21 protein-coding genes are annotated in these 24,000 nt (G+C 71.2%); 6 read left to right on the top strand and 15 right to left on the bottom strand.

The features are described 5' to 3' along the window. Positions 1 to 26: 26 nt before the first annotated feature. From JHW48_RS16545 to hpbA, 12 genes are all read right to left on the bottom strand, one after another. Positions 27 to 968, bottom strand: a complete 942-nt coding sequence (locus tag JHW48_RS16545) for an ArsA family ATPase (RefSeq protein ID WP_119885130.1) — start codon at positions 966 to 968, stop codon at positions 27 to 29. Continuing rightward, a complete protein-coding gene (locus JHW48_RS16540; protein ID WP_119885129.1) occupies positions 959 to 1,210 on the bottom strand; it encodes a cory-CC-star protein in 252 nt (83 codons plus the stop codon). The genes JHW48_RS16545 and JHW48_RS16540 overlap by 10 nt, the downstream gene beginning before the upstream one ends. Further along, the gene (locus JHW48_RS16535; RefSeq protein ID WP_119885128.1) at positions 1,207 to 2,889 is read right to left on the bottom strand and encodes a carbon starvation CstA family protein; all 1,683 of its coding nucleotides are present in this window, start codon (positions 2,887 to 2,889) and stop codon (positions 1,207 to 1,209) included. Before JHW48_RS16535 ends, JHW48_RS16540 begins: the two co-directional genes overlap by 4 nt. Positions 2,890 to 2,949: 60 nt before the next feature. Then, positions 2,950 to 3,765 (bottom strand): sulfate ABC transporter permease subunit CysW, encoded by an 816-nt coding sequence (cysW, locus tag JHW48_RS16530; protein ID WP_119885127.1) that lies wholly within the window; start codon positions 3,763 to 3,765, stop codon positions 2,950 to 2,952. Continuing rightward, a complete protein-coding gene (gene cysT / locus JHW48_RS16525) occupies positions 3,762 to 4,622 on the bottom strand; it encodes a sulfate ABC transporter permease subunit CysT (protein WP_119885126.1) in 861 nt (286 codons plus the stop codon). The genes cysW and cysT overlap by 4 nt, the downstream gene beginning before the upstream one ends. Further along, on the bottom strand, positions 4,622 to 5,614 hold the full coding sequence (locus tag JHW48_RS16520; protein ID WP_119885125.1) for a sulfate ABC transporter substrate-binding protein: 993 nt from the start codon (positions 5,612 to 5,614) through the stop codon (positions 4,622 to 4,624). The genes cysT and JHW48_RS16520 overlap by 1 nt, the downstream gene beginning before the upstream one ends. Beyond that, positions 5,611 to 6,714 carry a sulfate/molybdate ABC transporter ATP-binding protein gene (locus JHW48_RS16515; protein WP_272835869.1) on the bottom strand — a complete coding sequence of 368 codons (1,104 nt, stop codon included), beginning with the start codon at positions 6,712 to 6,714 and terminating at the stop codon, positions 5,611 to 5,613. Before JHW48_RS16515 ends, JHW48_RS16520 begins: the two co-directional genes overlap by 4 nt. Positions 6,715 to 6,929: 215 nt before the next feature. Further along, positions 6,930 to 7,964 carry a molybdenum ABC transporter ATP-binding protein gene (gene modC, locus JHW48_RS16510; RefSeq protein ID WP_119886786.1) on the bottom strand — a complete coding sequence of 345 codons (1,035 nt, stop codon included), beginning with the start codon at positions 7,962 to 7,964 and terminating at the stop codon, positions 6,930 to 6,932. Beyond that, the gene (gene modB / locus JHW48_RS16505) at positions 7,961 to 8,665 is read right to left on the bottom strand and encodes a molybdate ABC transporter permease subunit (protein WP_119886785.1); all 705 of its coding nucleotides are present in this window, start codon (positions 8,663 to 8,665) and stop codon (positions 7,961 to 7,963) included. The genes modC and modB overlap by 4 nt, the downstream gene beginning before the upstream one ends. Continuing rightward, positions 8,665 to 9,420 carry a molybdate ABC transporter substrate-binding protein gene (gene modA / locus JHW48_RS16500; RefSeq protein WP_119886784.1) on the bottom strand — a complete coding sequence of 252 codons (756 nt, stop codon included), beginning with the start codon at positions 9,418 to 9,420 and terminating at the stop codon, positions 8,665 to 8,667. Before modA ends, modB begins: the two co-directional genes overlap by 1 nt. 59 nt (positions 9,421 to 9,479) lie before the next feature. Beyond that, on the bottom strand, positions 9,480 to 10,397 hold the full coding sequence (locus tag JHW48_RS16495) for a CAP domain-containing protein (protein ID WP_119886783.1): 918 nt from the start codon (positions 10,395 to 10,397) through the stop codon (positions 9,480 to 9,482). Positions 10,398 to 10,464: 67 nt separating this feature from the next. Next, complete coding sequence (hpbA, locus tag JHW48_RS16490; RefSeq protein WP_119886782.1) at positions 10,465 to 12,495, bottom strand: N-methyl-L-proline N-demethylase HpbA; 2,031 nt, start codon at positions 12,493 to 12,495, stop codon at positions 10,465 to 10,467. A gap of 102 nt (positions 12,496 to 12,597) precedes the next feature. Between hpbA and JHW48_RS16485 the strand changes: the two genes are divergently transcribed. Beyond that, entirely contained in the window at positions 12,598 to 13,212 is a 615-nt protein-coding gene (locus JHW48_RS16485; RefSeq protein WP_119886781.1) for a TetR/AcrR family transcriptional regulator, read from the top strand. Positions 13,213 to 13,216: 4 nt separating this feature from the next. Here the strand turns inward: JHW48_RS16485 and JHW48_RS16480 are convergent, their stop codons facing one another. Together JHW48_RS16480 and JHW48_RS16475 are read right to left on the bottom strand one after the other, a co-directional pair. Further along, positions 13,217 to 13,924, bottom strand: coding sequence for a response regulator transcription factor (locus JHW48_RS16480; protein ID WP_119886780.1), 708 nt, complete (start codon positions 13,922 to 13,924; stop codon positions 13,217 to 13,219). Continuing rightward, positions 13,921 to 15,555 carry a sensor histidine kinase gene (locus JHW48_RS16475; protein WP_119886779.1) on the bottom strand — a complete coding sequence of 545 codons (1,635 nt, stop codon included), beginning with the start codon at positions 15,553 to 15,555 and terminating at the stop codon, positions 13,921 to 13,923. Before JHW48_RS16475 ends, JHW48_RS16480 begins: the two co-directional genes overlap by 4 nt. A gap of 196 nt (positions 15,556 to 15,751) precedes the next feature. Here JHW48_RS16475 and JHW48_RS16470 point away from each other — a divergent pair, with 196 nt between their 5' ends. The 5 genes from JHW48_RS16470 to JHW48_RS16450 are packed head-to-tail and all read left to right on the top strand — an operon-like array spanning position 15,752 to position 23,408. Continuing rightward, positions 15,752 to 16,981 carry a glycosyltransferase family protein gene (locus JHW48_RS16470; RefSeq protein ID WP_119886778.1) on the top strand — a complete coding sequence of 410 codons (1,230 nt, stop codon included), beginning with the start codon at positions 15,752 to 15,754 and terminating at the stop codon, positions 16,979 to 16,981. 56 nt (positions 16,982 to 17,037) lie between these two features. Further along, complete coding sequence (locus tag JHW48_RS16465; RefSeq protein WP_119886787.1) at positions 17,038 to 18,240, top strand: glycosyltransferase family 4 protein; 1,203 nt, start codon at positions 17,038 to 17,040, stop codon at positions 18,238 to 18,240. After that, complete coding sequence (locus JHW48_RS16460; RefSeq protein ID WP_119886777.1) at positions 18,240 to 19,391, top strand: glycosyltransferase family 4 protein; 1,152 nt, start codon at positions 18,240 to 18,242, stop codon at positions 19,389 to 19,391. The genes JHW48_RS16465 and JHW48_RS16460 overlap by 1 nt, the downstream gene beginning before the upstream one ends. Beyond that, complete coding sequence (locus JHW48_RS16455; RefSeq protein ID WP_119886776.1) at positions 19,388 to 21,202, top strand: ABC transporter ATP-binding protein; 1,815 nt, start codon at positions 19,388 to 19,390, stop codon at positions 21,200 to 21,202. Before JHW48_RS16460 ends, JHW48_RS16455 begins: the two co-directional genes overlap by 4 nt. Continuing rightward, the gene (locus JHW48_RS16450) at positions 21,186 to 23,408 is read left to right on the top strand and encodes a phosphotransferase (protein WP_119886775.1); all 2,223 of its coding nucleotides are present in this window, start codon (positions 21,186 to 21,188) and stop codon (positions 23,406 to 23,408) included. The genes JHW48_RS16455 and JHW48_RS16450 overlap by 17 nt, the downstream gene beginning before the upstream one ends. A gap of 58 nt (positions 23,409 to 23,466) precedes the next feature. Here the strand turns inward: JHW48_RS16450 and JHW48_RS16445 are convergent, their stop codons facing one another. Further along, a complete protein-coding gene (locus tag JHW48_RS16445; protein WP_240637889.1) occupies positions 23,467 to 24,000 on the bottom strand; it encodes a transposase in 534 nt (177 codons plus the stop codon).

The raw sequence follows: 24,000 nt of genomic DNA, 5'->3' as shown, positions 1-24,000 counted from the left end.
GGGCGCCGCGGGGGCGTTCCGATAACTTATGCTGGTCCGCCCGCCAGCACGGCGGACAGCGCCTGCAGCGCGTCGATGCCCGAAGGTTCCTGGGGGGTCTGGGGCACGCGGGTCAGGGGCAGGCGCGGCCAGGCCCGGGTCAGCGGTGCCAAGCGCGCGGCGATGGCGTCGGGCGCGTGTTCGGCGGGAACGCGGTTCACGACGATGCCCGCCAAGGGGATGCCCGCCTGATCCAGCGCCCGGCCCAAAGCCAGCGTTTCCTGGACGGGCATGCGTTCGGGCGTGGTCACCGCGACGAAGCCCGCCCGGTCCGGGTCCGTGATATGGTCGCGAAGACCCGCCAGCCGTTCCCGGCGGCGCCCCAGGGTCTGGCGGATGGCGGCGGCGCGGGGGTCCTCGCCGGTGCTGCCGGTGACCATGGCGCGGGCGCTGGCGGAAAATCGTTCCGCCTGCACGCGGTTCGCGATCATGCCATCGGTCCAGGCGGTCATCATCTCGGGCAGGGACAGCAGGGTCAGGGTATGGCCGGTGGGCGCGGTGTCCAGGACCAGATGGTCATGGTCGCGCCCTATGCCTTGGGCCAGATCGGCGATGCGGTCCAGCAGCGCGGCCTCGGCCATGCCGGGGGCGTGGCGGGCGCGCGACAGGTGGCGGTCGATCTCGGCCCGGCCGCCGCGGGGCATGACCTCGGACAGAAACCCCGCGACCTGGTCCAGATGGGCGGTGACGGTGGCCTCCGGGTCCAGCTCGATCGCGGTCAGGTTCGGGGCGATGGCGACCGGATGCGGCCCGACCGGACGTTCGAACAGATGCCCGAGATTATGCGCCGGATCGGTCGAGACCAGGCACACCCGCCGCCCCTGTCGCGCCAGGGCCAGGGCGGCCATGGCCGACAGGGTGGTCTTGCCGACCCCGCCCTTGCCGCCGAAGAAGATCAGCCCCCGCCGTTCCAGCAGGCTCAGCAGCATCGGATATGGTCCAGCGGCGAATGCGGCATCCCCATGCGCCGGTGCCAGTCGTGGAAATCGTCCCAGACCAGGGGCATCAGCTCCAGCGTGTAGGGGGCGGCGGGATTGGGAATCCCCAACGCCTCGGACAGGACCAGCAGGCGGAACAGGTCGTCGCGGTCCCGCGCCTCGCGCGCCATGGCCTGGCGATAGGGGGCGCGGTAATATTCCGCCAGCCCCTCGGTGATGGCGCGCCAGCTCATTCGGCGGGGTGCCGGTGGGCCAGCAGCGAAAAGCCCGTCTGGCGCAGCGCGGTGACGGCCGAGATGCCGACCATGATCGCCGCGCCCAGGATGAACAGCGCCATGATCGCCAAGGTCCAGTTCTGATCCCCGAGGAAGGTCCCGATCTGCAGCAGCAGCGCATAGATCGCCATGGTCAGGACCAGCACCAAGGGCACCAGCGTGAAGACCACCGGCCGCCCGAGCCGCGCCAGGATCACCGTCACCATCAACAGCGTCAGCGAGGCCAGCAGCTGGTTCGACGTCCCGAAGAGCGGCCAGATCACCATGCCCCCCGTCCCGTCCGAGGCCGCGCCGAAGGCGATCGCCAGGCAGAAGCCGATCGCCAGCAGCGTGGCCAGCGTGCCGTTCTTCAAGGCGGCGATGCCGGTGATGGCCCCCGTCTCCTGGATGACATAGCGCTGCAGGCGCACGCCGGTATCCATGGTCGTTCCCGCGAACAGCGCCGCCGTCACCGTCAGGATGGTCGCGGCCAGCCCGGCGGGGATGCCCAGGCCCTGCGAGACGATGTTGGCCCCGCCGGTCACGAAGGCGCCCACGCTGCCCGCGCCGAAATTGGTATAGACCGCCTGCCAGTCGGCCAAGGTGGCAAAGCCCGCGGTCGCGCAGACGATGGCGGCCAAGGCCAGCATCCCCTCGCCCACGGCGCCGCCATAGCCGACCAGCCGGGCGTCGGTCTCGCGGTCCAGCTGCTTGGAGCTGGTCCCCGACGAGACCAGCCCGTGAAACCCGGAGATCGCCCCGCAGGCGATGGTCACGAACAGCAACGGCGCGATGGGCGGCGTGCCCGCCGGGACCTGGTCGTTGATGAAGGGCACCACGACCGTCGGCGCCGACAGCAGCGCCGCCGCATAGATGATCCCGAGCGCCACGAACAGCTGGATGCCGTTGATGTAGTCGCGCGGCTGCAGCAGCATCCAGACCGGCAGGGTCGACGCGATCCCCGCATAGAGGAACAGCAGCAGCACCCAGACCACCCGGTCGCTCAGCCCGAAGATCTCGGCCGGCAGGGCCACGGGCACGGCATTGCCCAGCAGGATCAGCCCATAGAGCAGTCCGACCCCGATGATCGTGGGCCAGAGCAGCCCCACCTGCGCGCGATAGAGCAGCTGGCCGATGCCAATCGCCACCACGATCGCCCCCCAGACCGGGATCACCGCGGTCGGGAACTGGATCAGCAGGTTGGTGATGACGGTGGCGAAGGCCGCATTCACCATCAGCAGCACCAGGAACATGATCAGCATGAACATCCAGCGCGCCCGGCTGCCCAGCAGCTTCTCGCTCAGGCCGCCGATGGATTGCCCGCGATTGCGCACCGAGGCCCAGAGCGCCCCCATGTCATGCACGCCGGCGAAGAAGATCGTCCCCAGCACCACCCACAGGAAGGCCGGCCCCCAGCCCCAGATCACCGCGATGGCCGGCCCCACGATAGGCGCCGCCCCCGCGACCGAGGTGAAATGGTGCCCCCAGAGAACATAGCGGTTGGTCGGCACGAAATCGACGCCGTCGCGGAACTCATGGGCGGGGGTGCGGAACTGGGCGTCCAGCTGATAGATGCGCGCCGCGATGAAGCGCGAATAGAAAAACCAGCCCGACAGGATGCCCAGCAGGCCGACCGCGATCAGCACCAGTGAATTCATGACCCTCGCCCCCCGTTTGATTTGTGCGATCTTAGCATGTCGGGCGGAAAGGGCCAGCCGTCAGGCCGCGCGGCGCCCCTCCAGCGCGGCCTTCAGCAGCAGCGCGACCACCGCGATCAGCGTCAGGGTGGATGCGGCGGCGAAGGCGCCGACCGCGTTCAGGTCGTTGAACAGCAGCTCGACATGCAAGGGCAGGGTGTTGGTCTGGCCGCGGATATTGCCCGACACGACCGACACGCCGCCGAATTCCCCCACCGCCCGCGCCGTGCAGAGCACCGCCCCATAGAGCAGCGCCCACCGGATGTTGGGCAGGGTCACGCGGCGGAATATCTGCCAGCCATTGGCGCCCAAGGTGACGGCGGCCTGTTCCTGTTCGCTGCCTTGGGCCTGCATCAGCGGCAGCACCTCGCGCGCGACGAAGGGGGCGGTGACGAACATCGTGACCAGCACGATCCCCGGCAGGGCGAACATCACCTGCAGGTCGTTGGCCTGCAGCCACGGCCCCAGGAGCCCCTGCCGCCCATAGAGCAGCAGATAGCAGATCCCCGCGATGATCGGGGATATGGAGAAGGGGATCTCGATGATGGTGACCAGGATGCCGCGGCCGGGAAAGCGGTGCTTGGCCACGGCCCAGGCCGCGGCGATACCGAAGCCCACGTTCAGCGGCACGACGATCAGCGCGGTGATCGTGGTCAGCCAGATCGCGTGCAACGTCGCAGGATGCATGATGTTGGCGGCATAGACCTGCCAGCCGCCCGCAAAGGCCCGCACGAAGATATAGACCAGCGGCGCCGCGATGAAGACCAGCGTCAGCGCGACGGCCAGCCCGATCAGCAGGCGGCGCGCGCCCGCGCCGGGGGGTGTCACGGGGGTCATGGCGCGGCCTCGCGGTGACGGGCGGCCCAGTTCTGCAGCAGGTTCGACAGCACCAGCAGCACCAGCGCAAAACCCAGCAGCACCAGTGCGATGGCGGCGGCGCCGTTATAGTCGAACTCTTCCAGGCGGATGAAGGCCAGCAGCGCCGCGATCTCGGTCTGGAAGGGCAGGTTGCCGGCGATGAAGACGATCGCCCCGAATTCCCCGAGCGAGCGGGCGAAGGCGGTGGTGCATCCGGCCAGCCAGGCGGGTAGGATCGCCGGAAAGACCACCCGCGAAAAGATGGTCCAAGGCCGTGCGCCCAAGGTCACGGCCGCCTGTTCCAGCGCGGGGTCCATGTCCTCCAGCACGGGCTGGACGGTGCGGACCACGAAGGGGACCGAGGTGAAAGCCATGGCCAGCGCGATCCCCCAAATGGTATAGACAACCGGGATCCCTGCCGGGTGCAGCACCGACCCGAACCACCCATTGGCGGAAAACAGCGCCGTCAGCGACAGCCCCGCCACCGCCGTGGGCAGGGCGAAGGGCATGTCCATCAGCGCGTCCAGGATGCGCTTGCCCCGGAACTCGTAGCGGACCAGCACCCAGGCCATCAGAAGTCCGTAGATCGCGTTGAAGACCGTGGCGATCCCCGCCGCGATCAGGGTGATCTGGAAGGCCGCCACCGCGCGGGGCGATGTGACGATGGCCCAGAACCGCTGCGGGCCGATCTCGGCCCCCTTCAGGATCAGGGCCAGCACCGGGATCAGCACGATCAGCGTCAGATAGAGCAGCGTGGTCCCCAAGCTGAGCGTGAAGCCCGGCAGGACGCGCTTGGCCCGGATCGGCCCGGCCTGGGTGGTGGCGGCCGCGGTCATCACTGGTTCACGAAGACCTGGTCCAGGATCGCGCCATCGGCCAGATGCTCGGCGCGCACCGCGTCCCACCCGCCGAAGACGTCATCCACCGTCACCAGATCCACCGGCGGCAGGTTGTCGGAATATTCGGCCGACACGGATTCGTCGGTGACGCGGTAGTAATGCTGTGCCAGGATCTGCTGCGCCTCGGGGGAATAGAGCCATTCCAGATAGGCGGTGGCCACCTCGGTCGATCCGTTGCGTTCGGCGTTCTGGGTCACGACCGCGGCGGGGAAGGCGGCGAACAGGCTCTGGGACGGGGTGACGCGCTCGAAGCCTTGGGCCGCGTATTCGGCCGCGATGCCGCCGGTCTCGGCCTCGAAGGTCACCAGCACGTCGCCGATGCCGCGTTCCGCAAAGGTCTGGGTGGCCGCGCGCCCGCCCGTGTCGAAGACCGGGACCGAACCGAAGATCGAACGCACGAAGTCCTGCGCGCCCGCCTGGTCGCCGCCATTGCGGCCCAGCTCGAAGGCATAGGCCGCCAGATAGGTATAGCGCGCATTGCCGCTGGTCTTGGGGTTCGGAAAGACCGGGGCCACGTCGTCACGGGCCAGATCGTCCCAGTCCTGGATGTCCAGCGGATTGCCCTCGCGCACCAGGAAGGCGGGCAGCGAATAGAAGGGCGAGGCCCCGTTCGGCAGCAGCTCGCGCCAGTCGGCCGACAGCAGCCCGCCATCGGCCAGCACGTCGATGTCGGTTTCCTGGTTGAAGGTCACGACATCGGCGGGCAGCCCCTCCAGGATGGCGCGGGCCTGGCGCGAGGATCCGCCATGGCTCATGTCGATGGTGACGGTGCGCCCGGTGGTTTCCTGCCAATGGGCGGCGAAGGCGGGGTTCAGCGCCTCGAACAGCTCGCGCGCGATGTCATAGCTGACATTCAGCAGCTGGTCCTGGGCCAGGGCGGGGGTGGCGGTGGTCAGGGCCAAGGCGGCGGCCAGGATGCGGGGGGTCATCGCGAGATCTCCAGTTTCGGGGAATGGGGGACGGGGGCCGTGGCCGGGCGTGGGCCCGCAGCGGAAAAGATCGTGCCCGCCTCGATCCGCAGGCGCATGGGGGCGCCGGGGGTCAGGGATGCGGCATCGGTGCCGCGGCGGGGCAGGTCGGCCTCCAGCGCGGTGCCTTGGGGGTCCGCCAAGGCGACGCGCAGCCGCGCCCCGGTCGACCCGCGCCCGGTGACGCGCCACGGGGATGCTGCATCGGGCCGAGGGGTGATGTCCTCGGGGCGGACCAGCAGGCGGGCGGGGCCGTCGGGCAGGGCGCGGCGGGGCAGGGCGGTCAGGTCCAGGCCCGGCGCCTCGGCCCGCCCGGCGGCCAGCGTCACCGGCAATTCGACCGTGGCGCCCATGAAGCGCGCGACGAAGGGTGTGGCGGGGTGGTCGTGGATGGCGTCGGCATCGCCGGTCTGTTCGATCCGGCCCTCGCCCATGACCACGACGCGGTCGGCCAGCTCGAAGGCCTCCTCTTGGTCATGGGTGACGAAGATGGTGGTCGAGCCGGTCTTGTCATGCACGCCGCGCAGCCAGCGGCGCAGGTCGCGCCGGATGGCCGCGTCCAGCGCGCCGAAGGGTTCATCCAGCAGCAGGACCTTGGGTTCGATCGCCAAGGCGCGGCCAAGCGCCACGCGCTGGCGCTGACCGCCCGACAGCTGGGTCGGATAGCGGTCGGCCAGATGCGCGATCTGCAGGAAATGCAGCAATTCGTCCACGGTGGCGGCGATCGCGGCCTTTGACGGGCGCTGCGCGCGCGGCCGCACGGTCAGCCCGAAGGCCAGGTTGTCGCGCACCCGCATATGCGGGAACAGCGCGTAATGCTGGAACACGAAGCCGATGCGCCGGTCCTGCGCAGCCAGGCGCAGCCAGTCGGCGCCATCGACCTGCAGCGCGCCCGCATCGGGCCATTCCAGGCCCGCGATGATCTTCAGCAGCGTGGTCTTGCCCGACCCGGACGGACCCAGCAGCGCGACCAGCTCGCCCTTGTCGATGGACAGGTCGATGCCGCGCAGCACCTCGGTCCGGCCGAACCGCTTGGTCATTCCCGTCACGCTGATGGTCATGGATGGCCCTTCCCGCTGCATGTCGCCGCAGCGTGACCTAGGGCGTGGCGGGGGACCGGGCAAGCGGCGGGCCCATGGGGCGGGCGGGGGCCGGGCGACGGATATTCGCCCCGCCCCGGTAGCGCCGCGACAGCATCGACGGGCGCGCGCCCCCGGCCGGGCGGACATTCCGGCGCGGCGGGCGCGGGGCGGATCATCGTCCTTTTTTCGCGCCTTCAGGCGGGGGTGACGGTCCTCAGGATCGCATGGACCGGCTGGCCGGGTTCCAGGCCCATCCCGGCCAGCGCCCGGCGGGGGATGCGCGCGGTCACGCGGTCGGGGCCGATGGCCAGCACGACCTGCGCATCGGGGCCGTCGTCCGGATCGATGGCGGCGATCCGCGCCTGCAGGATGCCCAAGGCCGAGATGTCCCGCGGGCGGTCGCGGGACAGGATCACGTCGCCCGCAGCCACCCGCAGCCGGACCGGCGTGCCGGGGGGCGCGGCCAGGCGGGGCGCAAAGACCGCGCCCCCCGGCGTGGACAGGCGGGTCAGCCCGTCACCCTCATGCGCCTCGATCCGCGCCGACAGCAGCGAGGGCGCATCGCCCAGCACCCGGCCCGGCGGGCCTACCGCCGTCACGCGCCCGGCCTGCAGCGTCACGACCGTGGTGGCCAGGCGCGCGACCTCGGGCAGGGCATGGCTGACATAGAGGATCGGCACGCCGCCCTCGTCGCGCAGCCGTTCGAAATAGGGCAGGATCTCGGTCTTGCGGGCTTCGTCCAGGGCGGCCAGGGGTTCATCGGCCAGGATCAGGCGCGGGGCGGCCAGCAGGGCGCGGCCGATGGCCACGCGGCTGCGTTCGCCGCCCGACAGCGCGCCGGGGCGGCGTGCCAGCAGGGGGCCGATGCCCAGCATCTCGACCACGCGGGCCATGTCGGGACCCGCCGCCCTGCGCGGCGCGAACCAGCGGCCATAGAGCAGGTTCTGGCGCACCGACAGATGCGGGAAGAGCCGCCCCTCCTGAAAGACATATCCCAAGCGGCGGCGATGCGGGGGCAGGTGCCGCCGCGCCGCGCTGTCATCCAGCAGCCAGTCGCCCACCGCGACGCGACCCGCGCGCGGTCGCAAGAGGCCCGCCACCGCGTTCACCACCGTGGTCTTGCCCGATCCGGACGGGCCGAACAGCACGGTCAGACCGGGCGGCGCCTCGAACGCCACGTCCAGGGCGAAGCCCTGGAAGCGATGGGCCAGGCGGACCGACAGGGTCATGCGCCCGACACCCGCCGCCCGACCCGCCGCGCCAGGTATTCCGACAGAAGCAGCGCCGCCATGGCGATGGCGATGGCGATGACGACCAGCCGGCCGGCCGCGCCTTCGCCCCCCGGGACCTGCAGCAGGGCGTGGATGGCCGATGGCACGGTCTGGGTCTGGCCCGGGATGTTCGACACGAAGGTGATCGTCGCGCCGAATTCGCCGATCGCCTTGGCGAAGGCCAGGATCGCCCCCGCGATCACCCCCGGCAGCATCAGGGGCAGGGTCACGGTCAGAAAGACCCAGGGCGGGCTGGCCCCCAAGGTCGCGGCAGCCGCCTCCAGCCGCGGATCGACCGCCTCGACCGCCAGGCGGATGGCGCGGACCATCAGCGGAAAGGCCATGATCGCCGCCGCCAGCGCCGCCCCCGTCCAGCGAAAGGAAAAGACGATGCCCACCGTCTCCAGCCATTGGCCGACGCTGCCGCGCCGCCCGAAGGTGATCAGCAGCAGATAGCCCGTCACCACCGGCGGCAGGATCAGCGGCAGATGGACCAGCCCGTTGAGGATCTGCTTGCCCGGAAAGCTCCATCGCGCCAAGGCATAGGCGGTCAGGATCCCCAAGGGCAGGCTGACCAGCGTCGCGATCAGCCCCACGCGCAGCGACAGCCGCACCGCCTGCCATTCCCCGGGCCCCAGCCAGCCTGTCACCGCATCCATCATTCGGGCAGCGTGAAGCCGAACCGCGCCCAGACCTGCCGCGCCGCATCCGAGGAGAGGTGGTCCAGAAAGGCCTGCGCCTGCGCGGCATCCGATTGCGCGGTCAGGGCGGCGGGATAGGTGATGGGCGGGTGGCTGTCGGCGGGAAAGGTGCCGATGACGCTCACCGCTTCCTGGGCCGCGGCATCGGTGGCATAGACGATGCCCAAGGGGGCCTCGTTCCGGGCGACGAAGGCCAGCGCGGCGCGGACATTGTCCGATTGCGCGACCAAGGGCGCGACCGCGTCCCACAGGCCCAGATGCATCAGCGCCGCCCGGCCATAGATCCCCGCCGGGACCGCATCGACCAGCGCCATGGACAGCCGCCCCCCGCCCAGCAGCGCGGGCAGGTCCAGATCCGCGTCGATGGTCACCGGATCTGCGTCCCCATGCGCGATCAGCACCAGGCGGTTGCCCAGGATGTCGCGCCGAGTGCCCGGGCGCAGGTCGCCTGATGCCTCCAGCGCGTCCATCCAGTCCGGGCTGGCCGAGATGAAGATATCCGCAGGCGCCCCCTCGCGGATCTGGCGGGCCAGGGCAGACGACCCGGCATAGGAGGTCACGACCGCCGCGCCCCCCGCATCGGTCCAATCCGCCGCGATCCGGTCCAGCGCGTCGGTCAGGCTGGCGGCGGCGAAGACGGTGACCTGATCGGCTAGGGCGGGCGCGGCGCCAAGGGCAAGAGCCGCGGCGAGGGCGGCGGGGATCAGGCGCATCGCGGGCTCCGGTTATGGTCACCGGGAAATAACGCGCATGGGGGGCGGAAAGGCAAGCGTTATTTGCGCCCGGACATAGCGCCTGTCGTGCGCCGGTCGCGATGCGCCATGGGCGATGCGACGCCGCGCGGCGGGCGGCCCGCGACGGCCCACGCGGCCCCGGCGATCACCGGGCGCAGGGCCAGGCGGGTCATGCGCCCCGTGGCGCCGCGCGCCCGGACCAGCCGCGCCAGGACCGGGCCGATCCGCCAATAGGCGCGGATGAAGGCCCGCCCCGCCGCCGATCGGACCAGCACCTCGTCGCGCAGGCGGCGCAGCAGGATCACGTCGGGATGGGCCGCATCGCCATAGGCGGCGGTTGCCACGAAGCAGGCCCCGGCGGTGGACGGCTGCGCCTCGTCCTCGGGCGGGGTCTGGTCCTCGGGCAGGTCCTCGGCATCGACGGGGCGGGTGGTGCCGTCGACGGGGACGCCGTTCTCATAGGTGGTCAGGACGGGCTGGCCGTCCGCCTCCTCCTGGACCAGGACGGGGCGGGTGGTGGCGGCGAAGTTCTGGGTGATGAACAGCACGTCATGCTGGCCCAGCTGGCCGGTGGACAGGCCGATCCCCACGTAATCCACGTCCGGATCCAGGATGTTGTCGCGATGGGATTCGCTGTCCATCAGCGCGGCGTGCAGGTTGTCCACATCGCCCCGCCCGGGCGTGCCGCGATAGCTGACATAGCCCACATTCTCGGTCAGCTGCCAGCTGGCGCCGGCCATCGGGAAATCGGCATCCTCGGCCCGGTCGGCGGGACGGCTGTCATCCGCGCCGCGATGGGACAGCCCGCCGCCGCCCGCCATCCAGTCGGAATGGCCTTGGGCGGCGCTGTTCAGATGCACCTCGACATGGACGGGGTCCAGGCCGTTCTCGGCCCGGGCGGCATTCACCAGCTGGGCGGCGTGCAGCTCCAGCGGGGTGGCGATCTCGATGGGCATGGGGCCTCCGGGGTTCCTGTCGGCCCAGCATAGGGCGCAAGGCGGGCCGCGTGAACCCGGAGGCGCCTCACAGATCCTTCACCAGGCGCAGCGCGTCATGGATCGCGGCGTGGGTGTTGCGCGCGGCCACCGCGTCGCCGATGCGGAACAGCTGGAACCGGCCATCCGCGGTTGGGGGCTGGGGGGTGCCCGCGACTAGCGCGTCGTAATCCACCGCACCGCCATTCGCCGACAGGGGCCGCAGCGCGAAGTAAAGGTCGTCCAGCGGCCGCGTGCCGTGATTGACCACCACCTGATCCACCAGCCGGTCGCGCGTCACATCGCCGTAATCGCTGCCGAGCGTGGCGCGCAGGCGGTTGCCGTCGCGCGCCACCGCCAGCAGCCGCCAAGTGACGGTGAAGGTCACGTCGCCTGCCTGCAGGCTGCGCATATAGGGGACCAGGTTCATCGCCATCACCTCCGGGGCGAAGGCGCGGTCGGGGGTCGCGATCTCGACCCGGGCGCCGGTGGTGGCGATGCGGTCGGCCGCCTGCAGGGCCGCATGATCGCCCGCATCGTCGAAGATCAGCACATCGCGCCCCGGCGCCACGTCGCCCGACAGGATGTCCCAGGCCGAACAGACCAGATCGCCGCCCGCCCGCAGGTCCGGGACATGGGGCAGGCCGCCTGTCGCCACGATCACCGCATCGGGCCGGGTGGCCAGCACGTCATCCGCATCGGCCAGGGTGTTGAAGCGGAAGGTCACGCCGCGCGCCTGGCATTGGGCCATGCGCCAGTCGATGATCGCCATCATCTCGCGCCGCCGAGGCTGCCGGGCGGTCAGGCGGATCTGGCCGCCGGGGCTGTCTGCCGCCTCCAGCACGGTCACGGCATGGCCGCGTTCGGCGGCGACGCGGGCGGCCTCCAGCCCGCCGGGACCGGCGCCGATGACGGTGATGCGCCGCGGCGCGGGGGCGGGGGGGACGTGGTGGGGCAGGGTCTCCTCGCGGCCCGTGGCGGCATTGTGCAGGCAGAAGGCCATGCCGCCCTGATAGATCCGGTCCAGGCAATAGTTCGCGCCGACGCAGGGGCGGATGTCGTGTTCGCGCCCCTCGACGATCTTGCGCACCAGATGCGGGTCGGCCATGTGGGCCCGCGTCATCCCCACCATGTCCAGCAGGCCCGATGCGACGGCATGGCGCGCGGTCGCCACGTCGGGGATGCGGGCGGCGTGAAAGGTCGGCATGTCGGTCGCCTGCCTGACCGTGCCGGCGAAATCCAGATGCGGGGCGGCGGGCATGCCTTGGATGGGGATCACATCGGTCAGCCCGGCATCGGTGTCGATATGGCCGCGCACCACGTTCAGGAAATCGACCAGCCCGCTGTCCTTCAGGCGGCGCGATATGGCCAGGCCTTCCTCGGCGGTGATGCCGCCGGGCAGGCCCTCGTCGCCGGTATAGCGGATGCCGGTGATGAAATCCGGCCCGCAGCGGGCGCGGATGCCGCCCAGAACCTCGAAGGTGAAGCGCAGCCGGTTTTCCAGCGATCCGCCGTAATCGCCGTCCAGATCGTTGGTCAGCGGCGACCAGAACTGGTCCATCAGATGACCGTAAGCCTGCAGCTCGATCCCGTCGAGGCCTGCGGCCTGCATGCGTTCGGCCGCATCGACGTAATCGGCGATGATGCGGGCGATGTCCCAATCCTCCAGCAGCTTGGGAAAGGACCGGTGCGCGGCCTCGCGCGCATGGCCGGGCGACACGACCGGCAGCCAGTCGGCCTTGTCCCACCGGGTGCGGCGGCCCAGATGGGTCAGCTGGATCATCACCGCGCAGCCGTGATCGTGGCATTCATCGGTCAGCCGGCGCATCCAGCCCACGACCTCGTCCTTCCATGCCAAGATGTTGTTGAAGACCGGCGGGCTGTCGCGCGAGACCGAGGCCGATCCCGCCGTCATGGTCAGCGCCACCCCCGCCTGCGCCCGTTCGACGTGATAGGCGCGGTAGCGGTCCTTGGGCATCCCGTCCTCGGGATAGGCGGGTTCGTGGCTGGTGATCATGATGCGGTTGCGCAGGGTCAGATGCTTCAACCGGAAGGGCTGCAGAAGGGGATCGTTCGACATGGCGCGGACCCGGGGCATGGGGGATATGGCGGCCAGACTGGGTTGAATGTACACCACTGTCAAGCTTAAGGTCACAGGTGAACAGGATGCGGGGTCGGGGCGGTGGATGCAGGCGGGCGCGGATCGCGCGAAGGCTGGCTGGAGGCGGGGCGCCAGGCCCTGATCGAGGGCGGGGTCGATGCCGTGCGCATCCTGCCCTTGGCGCGGCGGCTGCGGCTGTCGCGGACCAGCTTCTACTGGTTCTTCGACGATCGCGAGGCGCTGCTGGCGGCCCTGCTGGCGGGGTGGGAGGACCGCACCACCCGGCCCCTGATCCAGGCCACGACCCGCTATGCCGTGACCGGGACCGAGGCGATGCTGAACGTGCTGGCGGCCTTTCTGGCGCCCGGGGCCTTCGACGCGCGGCTGGAATTCGCGGTGCGCAGCTGGGCGCTGCAGGACGGCGCGGTGGCGGCGCGGGTCGCGGATGCCGATGCGCGGCGGCTGGCGGCGCTGACCGCGATGCTGGCCGCATGGGGCCACCCGCCGGCCGAGGCCGACATCCGCGCCCGCACCGTCTATCTGGTCCAGATCGGCTATATCTCGATGCAGGCGCAGGAGGATCTGCCGACGCGCCTGTCGCGCATCCCGACCTATGTGACGATCTATACGGGCCAGCCCCCCGACCCGGCCGAGATGGCGCGTTTCGAGGCGGGGCTGATGCCGCCGGGGGGCTGAGGGGTCACGCGCGGCTCGGCTGCAGGGCGGTCATGGACAGCTGATAGCCGAAGCCGCGCACGTTCTGCAGCAGGCGCGATCCGTCCCGGCCCTCCATCTTCTTGCGCAGATAGGCGACATAGACCTCGACGATGTTCGTGTTGGGATCGAAGTCATAGCCCCAGACCGCGTTCAGGATCTCCATCCGGCTGACGACGCGATCGGCGTTTTCAACCAGATAGCGCAGCAGGTTGAACTCGGTCGCGGTCAGGCCCAGATCGGTGTCGCCGCGCCGGGCGGTCTTGGCGGCCAGGTCCACGGTCAGGTCGGCATAGCGGATGACGCGCGGCGCGGGGGCGGGGGCCGCGTCGCGGCGCAGCAGCGCCTCGATCCGGGCCAGCAGCTCCTCGAAGGCGAAGGGCTTGGTGACGTAGTCATCCGCCCCCGCGCGCAGCCCCTCCAGCTTTTCGTCCAGCGCGTCGCGCGCCGTCAGCATCAGGACCAGCACCCCGCTGCCCGCGGCGCGCAAGCGGCGGCAGAGGTCCACCCCCTCGCCATCGGGCAGCATCCGGTCCAGCACCACCAGCCGGATTCCGTCGGTGCGGACCCGGTCCATCAGCCCCGCGCCGTTCGGCTCGACGCTGACCTCGTAGCCTTCGGCGGTCAGGCCGAGCGACAGGAATTCGGCGATCTCGGCATCGTCCTCGACGATCAGGATGCGGGGGGCGGTCATGTCGCGGTCTCCGGCGTCGTATCGGGAAGGGTCTGGGCCAGGGGCAGGTCGATGCGGACCACCGCGCCCTGGCCCGGCTGGCTGTCGATGGCGATGGTGCCGTCATGGCGGTCCACGATCCAGCGCGCGATGGACAGGCCCAGGCCCAGGCCGCGCCCGCTGCGTCCGCGCCCCTGATCGCCGCGAAAGAAGCGGACGAAGGCGCGCTCGGCCTCCTCCGGGGTGAAGCCGGGGCCCTGATCGGCGATGGTGACCACGGCCCGGCCCTCCTCCGCGGTCAGCTCCAGCCGGACCGCGCTGTCGGCGGGGGCCAGGCGGATCGCGTTGTCCAGCGGGATCATGATCGCCTGACGCAGCCGCCCCGCATCGCCGGTGACGATCACCGGCCCCGCCGCCTGGCGCGGCGAGATGGTGACGCCCGCCCGCCGCGACAGGCCTTGGCTGTCCAAGAGCACGTCGGCCATGACCTCCTGCAGGTCGACGGGGCGGCGGTCGACGGTGATGGTCCCGGCCTCGGACCGGGCCAGGAACAGCAGTTCCTCGACCAGGCGGCCCATCTGGTCGGCCTTGGCCACCACCCGCGCAAGGGCCGCGCGCAGCCCCTCGGGCGACTGGCCGGGGGCGCGCAGGGCGACCTCGGCATGGCCGCGCAGCACGGTCAGGGGGGTGCGCAGCTCGTGGCTGATATCGGCGAAGAACCGGGCGCGGTTGCTGTCCAGCGTCTCCAGCCGGGCCACGGCCTGTTCCAGCGCGCCGCGCGCGCGCAATTCGCGGGTCCGCCGCGCGACCTGCTGTTCCAGCCGGTCATTCGTGCGCATCAGGTGGTCACGCTGCTCGCGGATCTGCGCGGTCATGGTGTTGAAGCGCTGCGCCAGCCGCCCCAGCTCGTCCCGGCGGCGGATGTCGACGACATGGCCCAGATCGCCGCGCCCGACCGCCTCGGCCCCCGCATCCAAGGCCCGGATCGGGCGCGAGATCGCCAAATGCAGCATCGATGCGCTGATCAGCGCCAAGGCCGATGCCGCCGCGACCATCGCGAAGGCCAGCAGGCGCAGCCGGTCGGCCAGCCGTTCGGAGCTGGCGATGGTGGCCACCACGTCGTCGCGCTCGCGCGCGGTCGCGGCCCCGATCAGCGCGCCCAGGACCGCGTCCAGCCGGTGTTCCAGCTGGTCGCGATACAGCGCCGCCGCCTCGTCGCGCAGGCCCTGGTCCAACAGTGCCGCGACCTGCAGGCGGGTGCCCTCGGACTGGCCGATGACATGGCGGATCGCCTCGATCCGGGCCAGTTCGGCGGCGCGGTCGGCCTCCGGCCCGGGGCCGGGGGGAAGGGGGTCGGCACGGATCAGCCCCTCCTTGTGATCCAGCGCCGCGGTCAGGTTGCGCCGCGCCTCCTCGATCTCGGTCGGGTCGGTGCCCAGGATGAACAGTTCGGCGATCTGTTCGGCGTAATCGTTGGACCAGGCCGCGACCAGGTTGATCGCCCGGATCCGTTCATAGCTGCTGCGCAGCTCGCGCTGGTTCGCCTCGCCCACGCGCAGGATGGCGATGATGCCGATGGCGATCAGCGTCATGGCGGCGACCGTCGCGCCGTGGCTGGCAAAGAGCTTGGTGCGGATCAGCATGGCGGGCATGTGCCTTCCCTTGGGGCCGGTCGGACGGGGTCCGTCGATCGGCAGGATACAGCCTGTCCCATCGGGGGAAAGCGCCGCGGCGCCATTCTAATGAACTTCTAATTTGAGCCTCGGGAACGGCGGGGGGATGGTGCGGATTGTCCCCGCGAACCGCGACCGGCCACCCCATCCCGCAGCCAGAAGGCGAGAACGCCCCATGTCCCAGATCCACGAATTCCCCCCGGCGCGGCGCGCGCCGCGCATCGTGCTCTATTCGCATGACACGCTCGGCTTTGGGCATCTGCGGCGCAACCTGCTGCTGGCCGGCGCCCTGAAGGAGGGCCTGCCCACGCCCGAGATCCTGCTGATCGGCGGCATGCGCGAGGCGGGCGCGTTCGAGCTGCCGCAGGGCGTCGACTGCCTGACCCTGCCCGCCTATGCCAAGGGGTCGGATGGCAGCTATCGCCCCCGCGACCTGGGGCGCGACCTGGCGCCCCTGACCGCGCTGCGGGCGCAGGCGATCAAGGCGACGGTCCAGGCCTTCGACCCCGATCTGATGATCGTGGACAACGTGCCGCGCGGCGCCCTGTTCGAACTGGACGCGACCCTGGCCGCCCTGTCGCGAAACGGGCACACCCGGCTGGTCCTGGGTCTGCGCGACGTGATCGACCGCCCCGCCGTGGTGCGCCGCCAATGGCTGCGCCAGCGCAATTTCGAGACCGTGCGCCGGTTTTATGACGCGATCTGGATCTATGGCGACCCCTCGCTTTACGATCTGGCCGAGGATTGCGGCCTGGACGGCGCCTTTGGCGGGCGCCAGCGCCATGTCGGCTATCTGGATCATTCCGTGCGGCTGGCATCGCCCACGGCGCGGATGGATGCGGATGCGGTCCTGTGCGGCGATCCCGCGCCCTATGTCTATTGCGCGGTGGGCGGGGGGCGCGACGGCGCCAGCCTTTGCGAGGCCTTTGCCCGCGCGCCGCTGCCCGCCGGGCATCGCGGCATCCTGGTCACCGGCACCCAGATGCCCCTGGCCCTGCGCGAACATATCCGCGACATCACCGCCCGCCGCCCGGAGATCACGCTGGTCCCCTTCGTGCGCGAACCCATTGCGCTGATGCAGGGGGCTGCGCGGATCGTGGCCATGGGCGGCTACAACACCACCTGCGAGATCCTGTCGCTGGAACGTCCGTCGCTGATCGTGCCGCGGGCGCGGCCCCGGGCCGAACAGGTGATCCGCACCGAACGCCTGGCCGCGCGGGGGCTGGTCGCGATGATCCATCCCGACGCGCTGACGCCCCAGGCCCTGGGCGACTGGATGGCGGGCCCGCCCCCGCGCCCGACCGGTCCCGCGCCCGACATGGGCGGATCGGGCCGCGTCCGCGCCCTGGTTCAGGACATCCTGTCCCGCCCACCCGTCCGAGCCATCGCCGCCCGCGCATCCTGACCCCGAAGGAGAAGACCGTGACCGACCAGACGCCCCTTCCCAAGGTGGGATATGTGATGAAGCGCTATCCCCGCTTTTCCGAGACCTTCGTGGTCAACGAGATCCTGGCCCATGAGGCCGCCGGCCAGCAGATCGAGATCTTTGCCCTGCGCGGCGTGGCCGAGACGCATTTCCAGGACATCATCGGCCGCGTCCGCGCCCCGGTGACGCGCATCCCCGAACAGTTCCGCGGCGCGGATCCCCTGTGGCGCCTGATCGCCGAGGCCCAGGCCGAGCTGCCGGGATCCTGGGACGCGCTGCGCGACATGGGCGCGATGGAGGGGCGCGACGTGGCCCAGGCCATCATCCTGGCCTTGGCCGCGAAGCGTCGGGGCGTCGCGCATCTGCATGCGCATTTCGGGACGGTGGCCACCTCGGTCGCGCGGATCGCGGCGGCGCTGGCGGGGATCGGCTACAGCTTCACCGCCCATGCCAAGGACATCTATTACGATTACGACGAGCCGCAGCATCTGGATCTGAAGATGCGCGACGCGACCGATATCGTGACCGTGTCGGATTACAATCTGGACCATCTGGCGCGGCGGTTCCCGGCGGATGCGCCGCGGATCACGCGGATCTATAACGGGCTGGATCTGGACCGCTTTGCCCATGCCGCCCCCCGGCCCGGCGCGGGGCATGTCCTGGCCGTCGGGCGCCTGGTCGAAAAGAAGGGCTTTCACATCCTGATTGAGGCGATCCGCCTGCTGCACGGGGCCGGGCGCCCCGTCACCTGCCGCATCGTCGGCCAGGGCGAGGAACAGGAGAACCTGGCCTTCCAGATCGCCGATGCGGGCCTGTCGCAGGCGGTCGAGCTGGTCGGCCCCATGGCGCAGGACGCCGTCATGGCCCAGATGCGCGAAGCCGCCGTGCTGGCCTGCCCCTGCGTGGTCGGCGGCGACGGCAATCGCGACGGGCTGCCCACGGTCCTGCTGGAGGCGATGGCCCTTGGCCTGCCCTGCGTGTCCACGGATGTGACCGGCATTCCCGAACTGGTGCGCGACGGCCAGACGGGCCTGCTCGTCCCCGAAGGCCACCCCGAGGCCTTGGCCGATGCCTTGGCTCGGATGCTGGACGATGCCGCCCTGCGCGACCGGCTGTCCCACGGGGCCCGCGCGCTGATCGAGGCCGATTACGACGTCACCCGCAGCGCTGAGGCCTTGCGCGGCGTTTTTGCCCGCGCCATCGCGGGGCGGATGGACGGCCTGCGGGGGGCCGCGTGATGCGCATCGCCTATGTCTGCACCGATCCGGGCATCCCGGTCTTCGGCACCAAGGGCGCCTCGATCCATGTGCAGGAGATGCTGCGCGCCTTTCTGGCCCATGGGGCCGAGGTCGCGCTGATCACCCCGCGGGCCGAGGGCACGCCCCCCGCCGATCTGGCGGCCGTGACGCTGCATCCGCTGCCGCCGCTGCCCAAGGGCGACGGCGATCTGCGCGCCGCCGCCGCATTGGCGCAGAACGGGCTGGTCCATGCGGCGCTGGACGGGCTGGGGCCCTTGGATCTGGTCTATGAACGCCACGCGCTGCATGCGCATGGGGCGATGGAATGGGCGCAGGGCCGCGCCTGCCCCGGCATCCTGGAGGTCAACGCCCCCCTGATCGAGGAACAGGCGCGCCATCGCAGCCTGTCCCTGCCGCGCGAGGCCGAGGACAGCGCCCGCCGCGCCATGCGGGCCGCGGAGATCGTGGCGGCGGTCTCGCCCGCGGTGGCGGCGCATTGCAGCCATATGGGCGCCCCGCGGGTCGAGGTCGTGCCGAACGGCGTCACCCCCGATCGCTTTCCCGAACGCCCCGCCCCGGACGGGCCCTTCACCATCGGCTTTCTGGGCGGGCTGCGGCCGTGGCATGACGTGGACACGGCCATCGCGGCCTTGGCCCTGCTGCGCGCGGGCCGGGTGCCCGATGCGCGGCTGCTGATCGTGGGCGACGGCCCGGAACGGCCCCGGCTGGAGGATCTGGCCCGCGATCTGGGCGTGGCGGAGGCCATCGAATTGACCGGCGCGCTGCCCCCCGATCAGGTTCCCGCCCAGCTGGCGCGGATGCATGTCGGCACCGCGCCCTATGCCGCGCGGCAGGATTTCTATTTCTCGCCGCTGAAGCTGCATGAATACATGGCCGCCGGGCTGGCCGTGGTGGCCAGCCGCGTGGGCCATCTGCCGCAGATGATCGACGAGGGCCGCACCGGCCTGCTGACGCCGCCGGGCGACGCGGCGGCGCTGGCGGATGCCTTGGCGGGGCTGGCCGCCGATCCCGTGCGCCGCGCCGATCTGGGGCGGAGGGCACGGGCCCATGTGCTGGCCCATCACAGCTGGCACGGCGTCGCCGCGCGCCTGCTGTCCTGGGCCGGGCTGGCCGGGCGGGCCGCCGCATGAGCCGCAAGGACCGCCTGGCCGAAACGCTGCCCAGCCTGCGCCGCGTCCTGGCGCGGCTGCGGCCCTATCTGCGGCCGCATCGCGCGATGCTGGGCGGGTCGCTGCTGGCGCTGCTGGCGGCGACGGCGATGAAGCTGCTGGAGCCTTGGCCGCTGAAATTCGTCATCGACCGCGTGGTGCCGGGGGTCGCGGCCGACGGCGCCGCCGCGGCGATGGATCCCATGACCCTGCTGACGCTGTGCAGCCTGTCGCTGGTGGCGATCATCGGGCTGCGGGCGGTCTTTGAATACCTGTCGACGATCGGCTTTGCGCTGGTCGGCAACCGGGTGCTGACGGCGGTGCGGGGCGATCTGTTCCGGCATCTGCAATCGCTGTCCCTGGGCTTTCACGCGCGCCGCCGGGCGGGCGATCTGACCATGCGCCTGATCGGCGATGTCGGCATGCTGAAGGAGACCGCCGTCACCGCCGCCCTGCCGCTGGCGGCGAATGTGTTGATTTTCGTGGGCATGATCGGGGTGATGATGTGGCTGGACTGGCGGCTGGCGCTGCTGGCGCTGTCGCCGCTGCCTCTGTTGTGGCTGCTGTCGCAGCGCCTGACCCGGCGCATCCGCGATGTCAGCCGCAAGCAGCGCAAGCGCCAGGGCGAGCTGGCCGCGACCAGCGCCGAGACCATGTCCGGCATCCGCAGCATCCAGGCCCTGGGCCTGGAGGAGACCACCGCCGGCGCCTTTGCCGGATCCAACGCCAAGGACATGCGCGAGGGGGTCAAGGGGAAGCGCCTGTCGGCCGGGCTGGAACGGTCCGTGGACCTGCTGGCGGGTCTGGGGCTGGCGCTGGTCCTGTGGTTCGGCGCGCTGCAGGTGATGCGCGGTCGGATCACGCCGGGCGACCTGCTGGTCTTTCTGACCTATCTGAAGCACACCTTCCGCCCGGTCCGCGATTACGCGAAATTCACCGCGCGCCTGGCCAAGGCCGCCGCCGCGGGCGAACGCGTCGTCTCGATCCTGGACGAGGCCCCGGCCGTCGCCGATGCGCCGGATGCGGTCACAGCACCGCCCTTCACCGGGCGCATCCAGATCGAGGATCTGGCGTTCTCCTATGACGGCGAGGGCGCGCCGACCTTTTCCGAGGTCGATGTGACGGTCCCGGCGGGCACCTCGCTGGCCATCACCGGGCCGTCGGGGGTGGGAAAATCCACGCTGGCCAGCCTGGTGCTGCGCCTGCACGACCCGTCGGGCGGGCGCATCTTGATCGACGGCCAGGACATCCGCGGGGTCACGCTGCGCTCACTGCGCGCCCAGATCAGCCTGGTCCCGCAGGAGCCGCTGATGATCCACGGCACCATCGCCGAAAACATCACCCTGGGCGCGGGCCGCACCGTGACCCAGGCCCAGATCGAGGATGCCGCGCGGCTGGCCAATGCCCATGACTTCATCCTGGCCCAGCCCGAGGGCTATGACACGACCGTGGCCGAACGCGGCGCGACCCTGTCGGCGGGCCAGCGCCAGCGCATCGCCATCGCCCGCGCGGCCCTGCGCGCCAGCCCGATCCTGATCTTTGACGAGCCGACCGTGGGCCTGGACCGGGCCAGCGAGGCCGCCGTGACCGAGGCGATTTGGTATCTGGCGCGTGACCGCACGACGCTGATCGTGACGCATGACCTGTCGCTGGCGGCGCGTGCCGACCGCGTCATCGTGTTGGGCGGCGGCACCATCGCCGAGGCGGGCAGCCCGGACGAGTTGATGCGCCAGGGCGGGCTGTTCGCCAGCCTGCGCGCCCAAGGGGGGGCGGGCCGTGCTGTCGCCTGCTGACCGGGCGCTCTGCGCGCGCGACCCCGCGCTGCCGGGCCTGGCGGCGGTGCTGGATGCCGACCGGCTGAGCGCGCTGGCGGGGCAGGGGGCGCTGCGGCCGATCTATCTGCGCTACAAGCCCGGGACCAGCTGCGTGCTGGGGGTGGTGGCCGATGACGGGGCGGTCTTGGCCGCGATGACCTATCCCCCCGCCCGCTATGCCGAGGTGCGCGCCCGGCCGTCCTGGTGGACGGGGCCGGATGCGGTGCGGTTCCTCGACGCGATCTGCACGGCCTTGGTGCCCCTGTCCCGCGACCGCCACCTGAAGGCCGCGCGGGCGCTGCGCACGCCCGCGCGGCGTCAGGCCTTTCTGCAGGCCCTGGGTCTGGAGGGCGCGGGGCTGACGGTCCTGCGCTACAAGCCCGGGCGGCGGCTGGTGATGCGGGCCGATCTGCCCTCGGGGCGGGTCGCGCTGATCAAGGCGCATGGGACGCGCGATTTCGCAGGCGCGCTGGCCGGCGCGCATCACGCGGGGCCGCCCCCCATGGCGGTGTCGCGGCGGTTTCGCTGCATCGTCCTGCCATGGATCCCGGGCGAGGTGCTGGACCCCGCCCGCCACGGCCCCGAGGGCTTTCACCAGGCGGGGGCACTGATCGCGCGCCTGCATGGCATGGCCGTGCCTGCGGATCTGCGCCCGGACGCCCCCGACCCCCGGGCCGATGCCGCGGCCATGGCGGCGCTGCTGCCCGATCTGGCCGTGGCGGCCACGGCGGATGCCGTCGCCCGCGCCCTGCCCGGATCCCCGATCTGCGCCATCCACGGCGATTTCAGCGCCGATCAGGTGGTGATCGGCGCGGATGGCCCCCGGATCATCGATTGGGACAGGCTGGCCGCCGGGCATCCGGCCCGCGATCTGGGCCGTTTCCTGGCACGGCTGGATGCCGATGCGGCCATGGGCGCGATCACGCCCGAGGTCGCGCAGGCCGCCGGCGCGGCGCTGCTGCAGGGCTATGGGACGGTCGCCGCCCTACCGGACGGAATTGCGCCCTGCCGCGCCGCAGCCCTGCTGGCCCTGCTGCCCGAGGGGTTTCGCGCCCGCCACCCCGACTGGCCCGCCCTGGCCCGGGCCTTGGCCGCCCGCGCGGCGCTGCTCGTCACCCCGGGCCTGGCCCGGGCGCAGGACGGCGATGCCATGGCCGCGCCCTTGGCCCAAGCGCTGCGCCGCCCGCAGGCGGACCGGCCCGCCGTCACGCTGCTGCGGCACAAGCCGGGGCGGCGGGCGCTGCTGCGCTATGACCTGCCGGGCGCGGCGCCGATCCTGGGAAAGCTGCGCGCCAAGGGCCCCGACCGCCGCACCCCCGCGCTGCACCGCGCCCTGCGCGCCGCCGGGCTGGACGGGACCGCCGAGACGGGCGTCCCCGCGGCCTTGGGCGAGATGGGCGCGCTCTGGCTGCAGGAGATGGTCCCGGGGCGGGTGCTGACCGATCTGCTGCGGCCGGGCGGTGCCACCGATGCGGCGCGGCTGGCGGGGCGGGCGCTGGCGCGGCTGCACGGGGTCGCGCCCGGCGCGCTGCCCGCCTCTGCCGACCGGCGCTGGACGCTGGAGGACGAATACCGGGTCCTCGACCGCGCCTTGGGGCAGGCCGCGACGGCCGATCCCCTGGCCGCGCCCCGCATCGCGGGTATCCGGGACGCCGCCCGGCAGGCCTTGGCGGCCCTGCCGCCCGAGGCGCCGGTGGGCATCCACCGGGACTTCTATCCCGATCAGATCCTGATCGACGGGGGTCGGGCATGGATCCTGGATCTGGACCTTTTCACGCAGGGCGATCCGGCGATCGACCTGGGGAATTTCCTGGCCCATCTGGACGAGCAGGGCCTGCGCGCCCACGGCAGCATCACCGCGCTGGAGGCGCAGGGCGAGGCCTTCCTGTCGGGCTATGCCGCGCGGCGTCCCCTGGACCGCCCGCGCATCGCGCTGCTGCGGCGGGTCTCGCTGGCCCGGCACATTTGGCTGAGCCGTATCATCCCCGGTCGGGGAGGCACGACCGAGGCGCTGATGGAGCATTGCGCAGCGTGGTCATGGGGCCTGACGGAGGGCGATGAGGGGCTGGGGGGCCTTTGGCCGGACGGCGTGATGCGAGCCGGGATCACTGCATCGGATACGTTCTCATTCTGTCGACAAAGCCTGACAAACGAGTTCAGCGAAAGCAACGGTAGGAGGTCATAAAGTCTTTTGATACCCACAGGGCGCTTTGCCACTGTATTTCTCATGCTGTCGCGGTGGTTCATTTCTGAGGGCTTTTGCACAGGGCGTTCGCGATGGTGACGAGCTTTCCGGCAGCTGCGGTGATGATGACCTTGTGCGGTTTTCCGGCCTTGCCGAGGCGATCTGCGAAGGGTTTCAGGCTTGGGTTGTGATGTGCTGCGACCAGTGCCGCCTGGAATATCACGTGCCGCAGGGCTCGGCGACCTCCGGCGATTGCCCGTTTCCCACGAAGGGTTCTGCTGTCATGCGCGACCGGGGCCAATCCCGTGAGTGCCGCAGCCTCTTCGCCGGTGATGGTGCTGATCTCGGCCATGTCGGCGATCAGCATCGCGCTGGCCACCGGGCCGATCCCCGGGATGGAGCGAAGGACGATGGCGGTCTCCGAAAGGCGATGGTCACCGGCGATGGCCCGGGTAATCCGATCTTCCAGTTCCTTGATCACGCGGTCGATCCGGTGCTTCAGCTCGGTGTCGATGTGCTCGAACATCGCGGCGGTGCCCAGTTTCTGATGGGCACGGATTTGGGCCGACGGCCGTTTGCGCATTTCGACCAT

Source organism: Paracoccus aestuarii, assembly GCF_028553885.1.
Taxonomy (GTDB): Bacteria; Pseudomonadota; Alphaproteobacteria; order Rhodobacterales; family Rhodobacteraceae; genus Paracoccus; species Paracoccus aestuarii.
The sequence above is the reverse complement of the archived record's forward strand: the minus strand, read 5'-3'. Positions and strand labels throughout refer to the sequence as shown.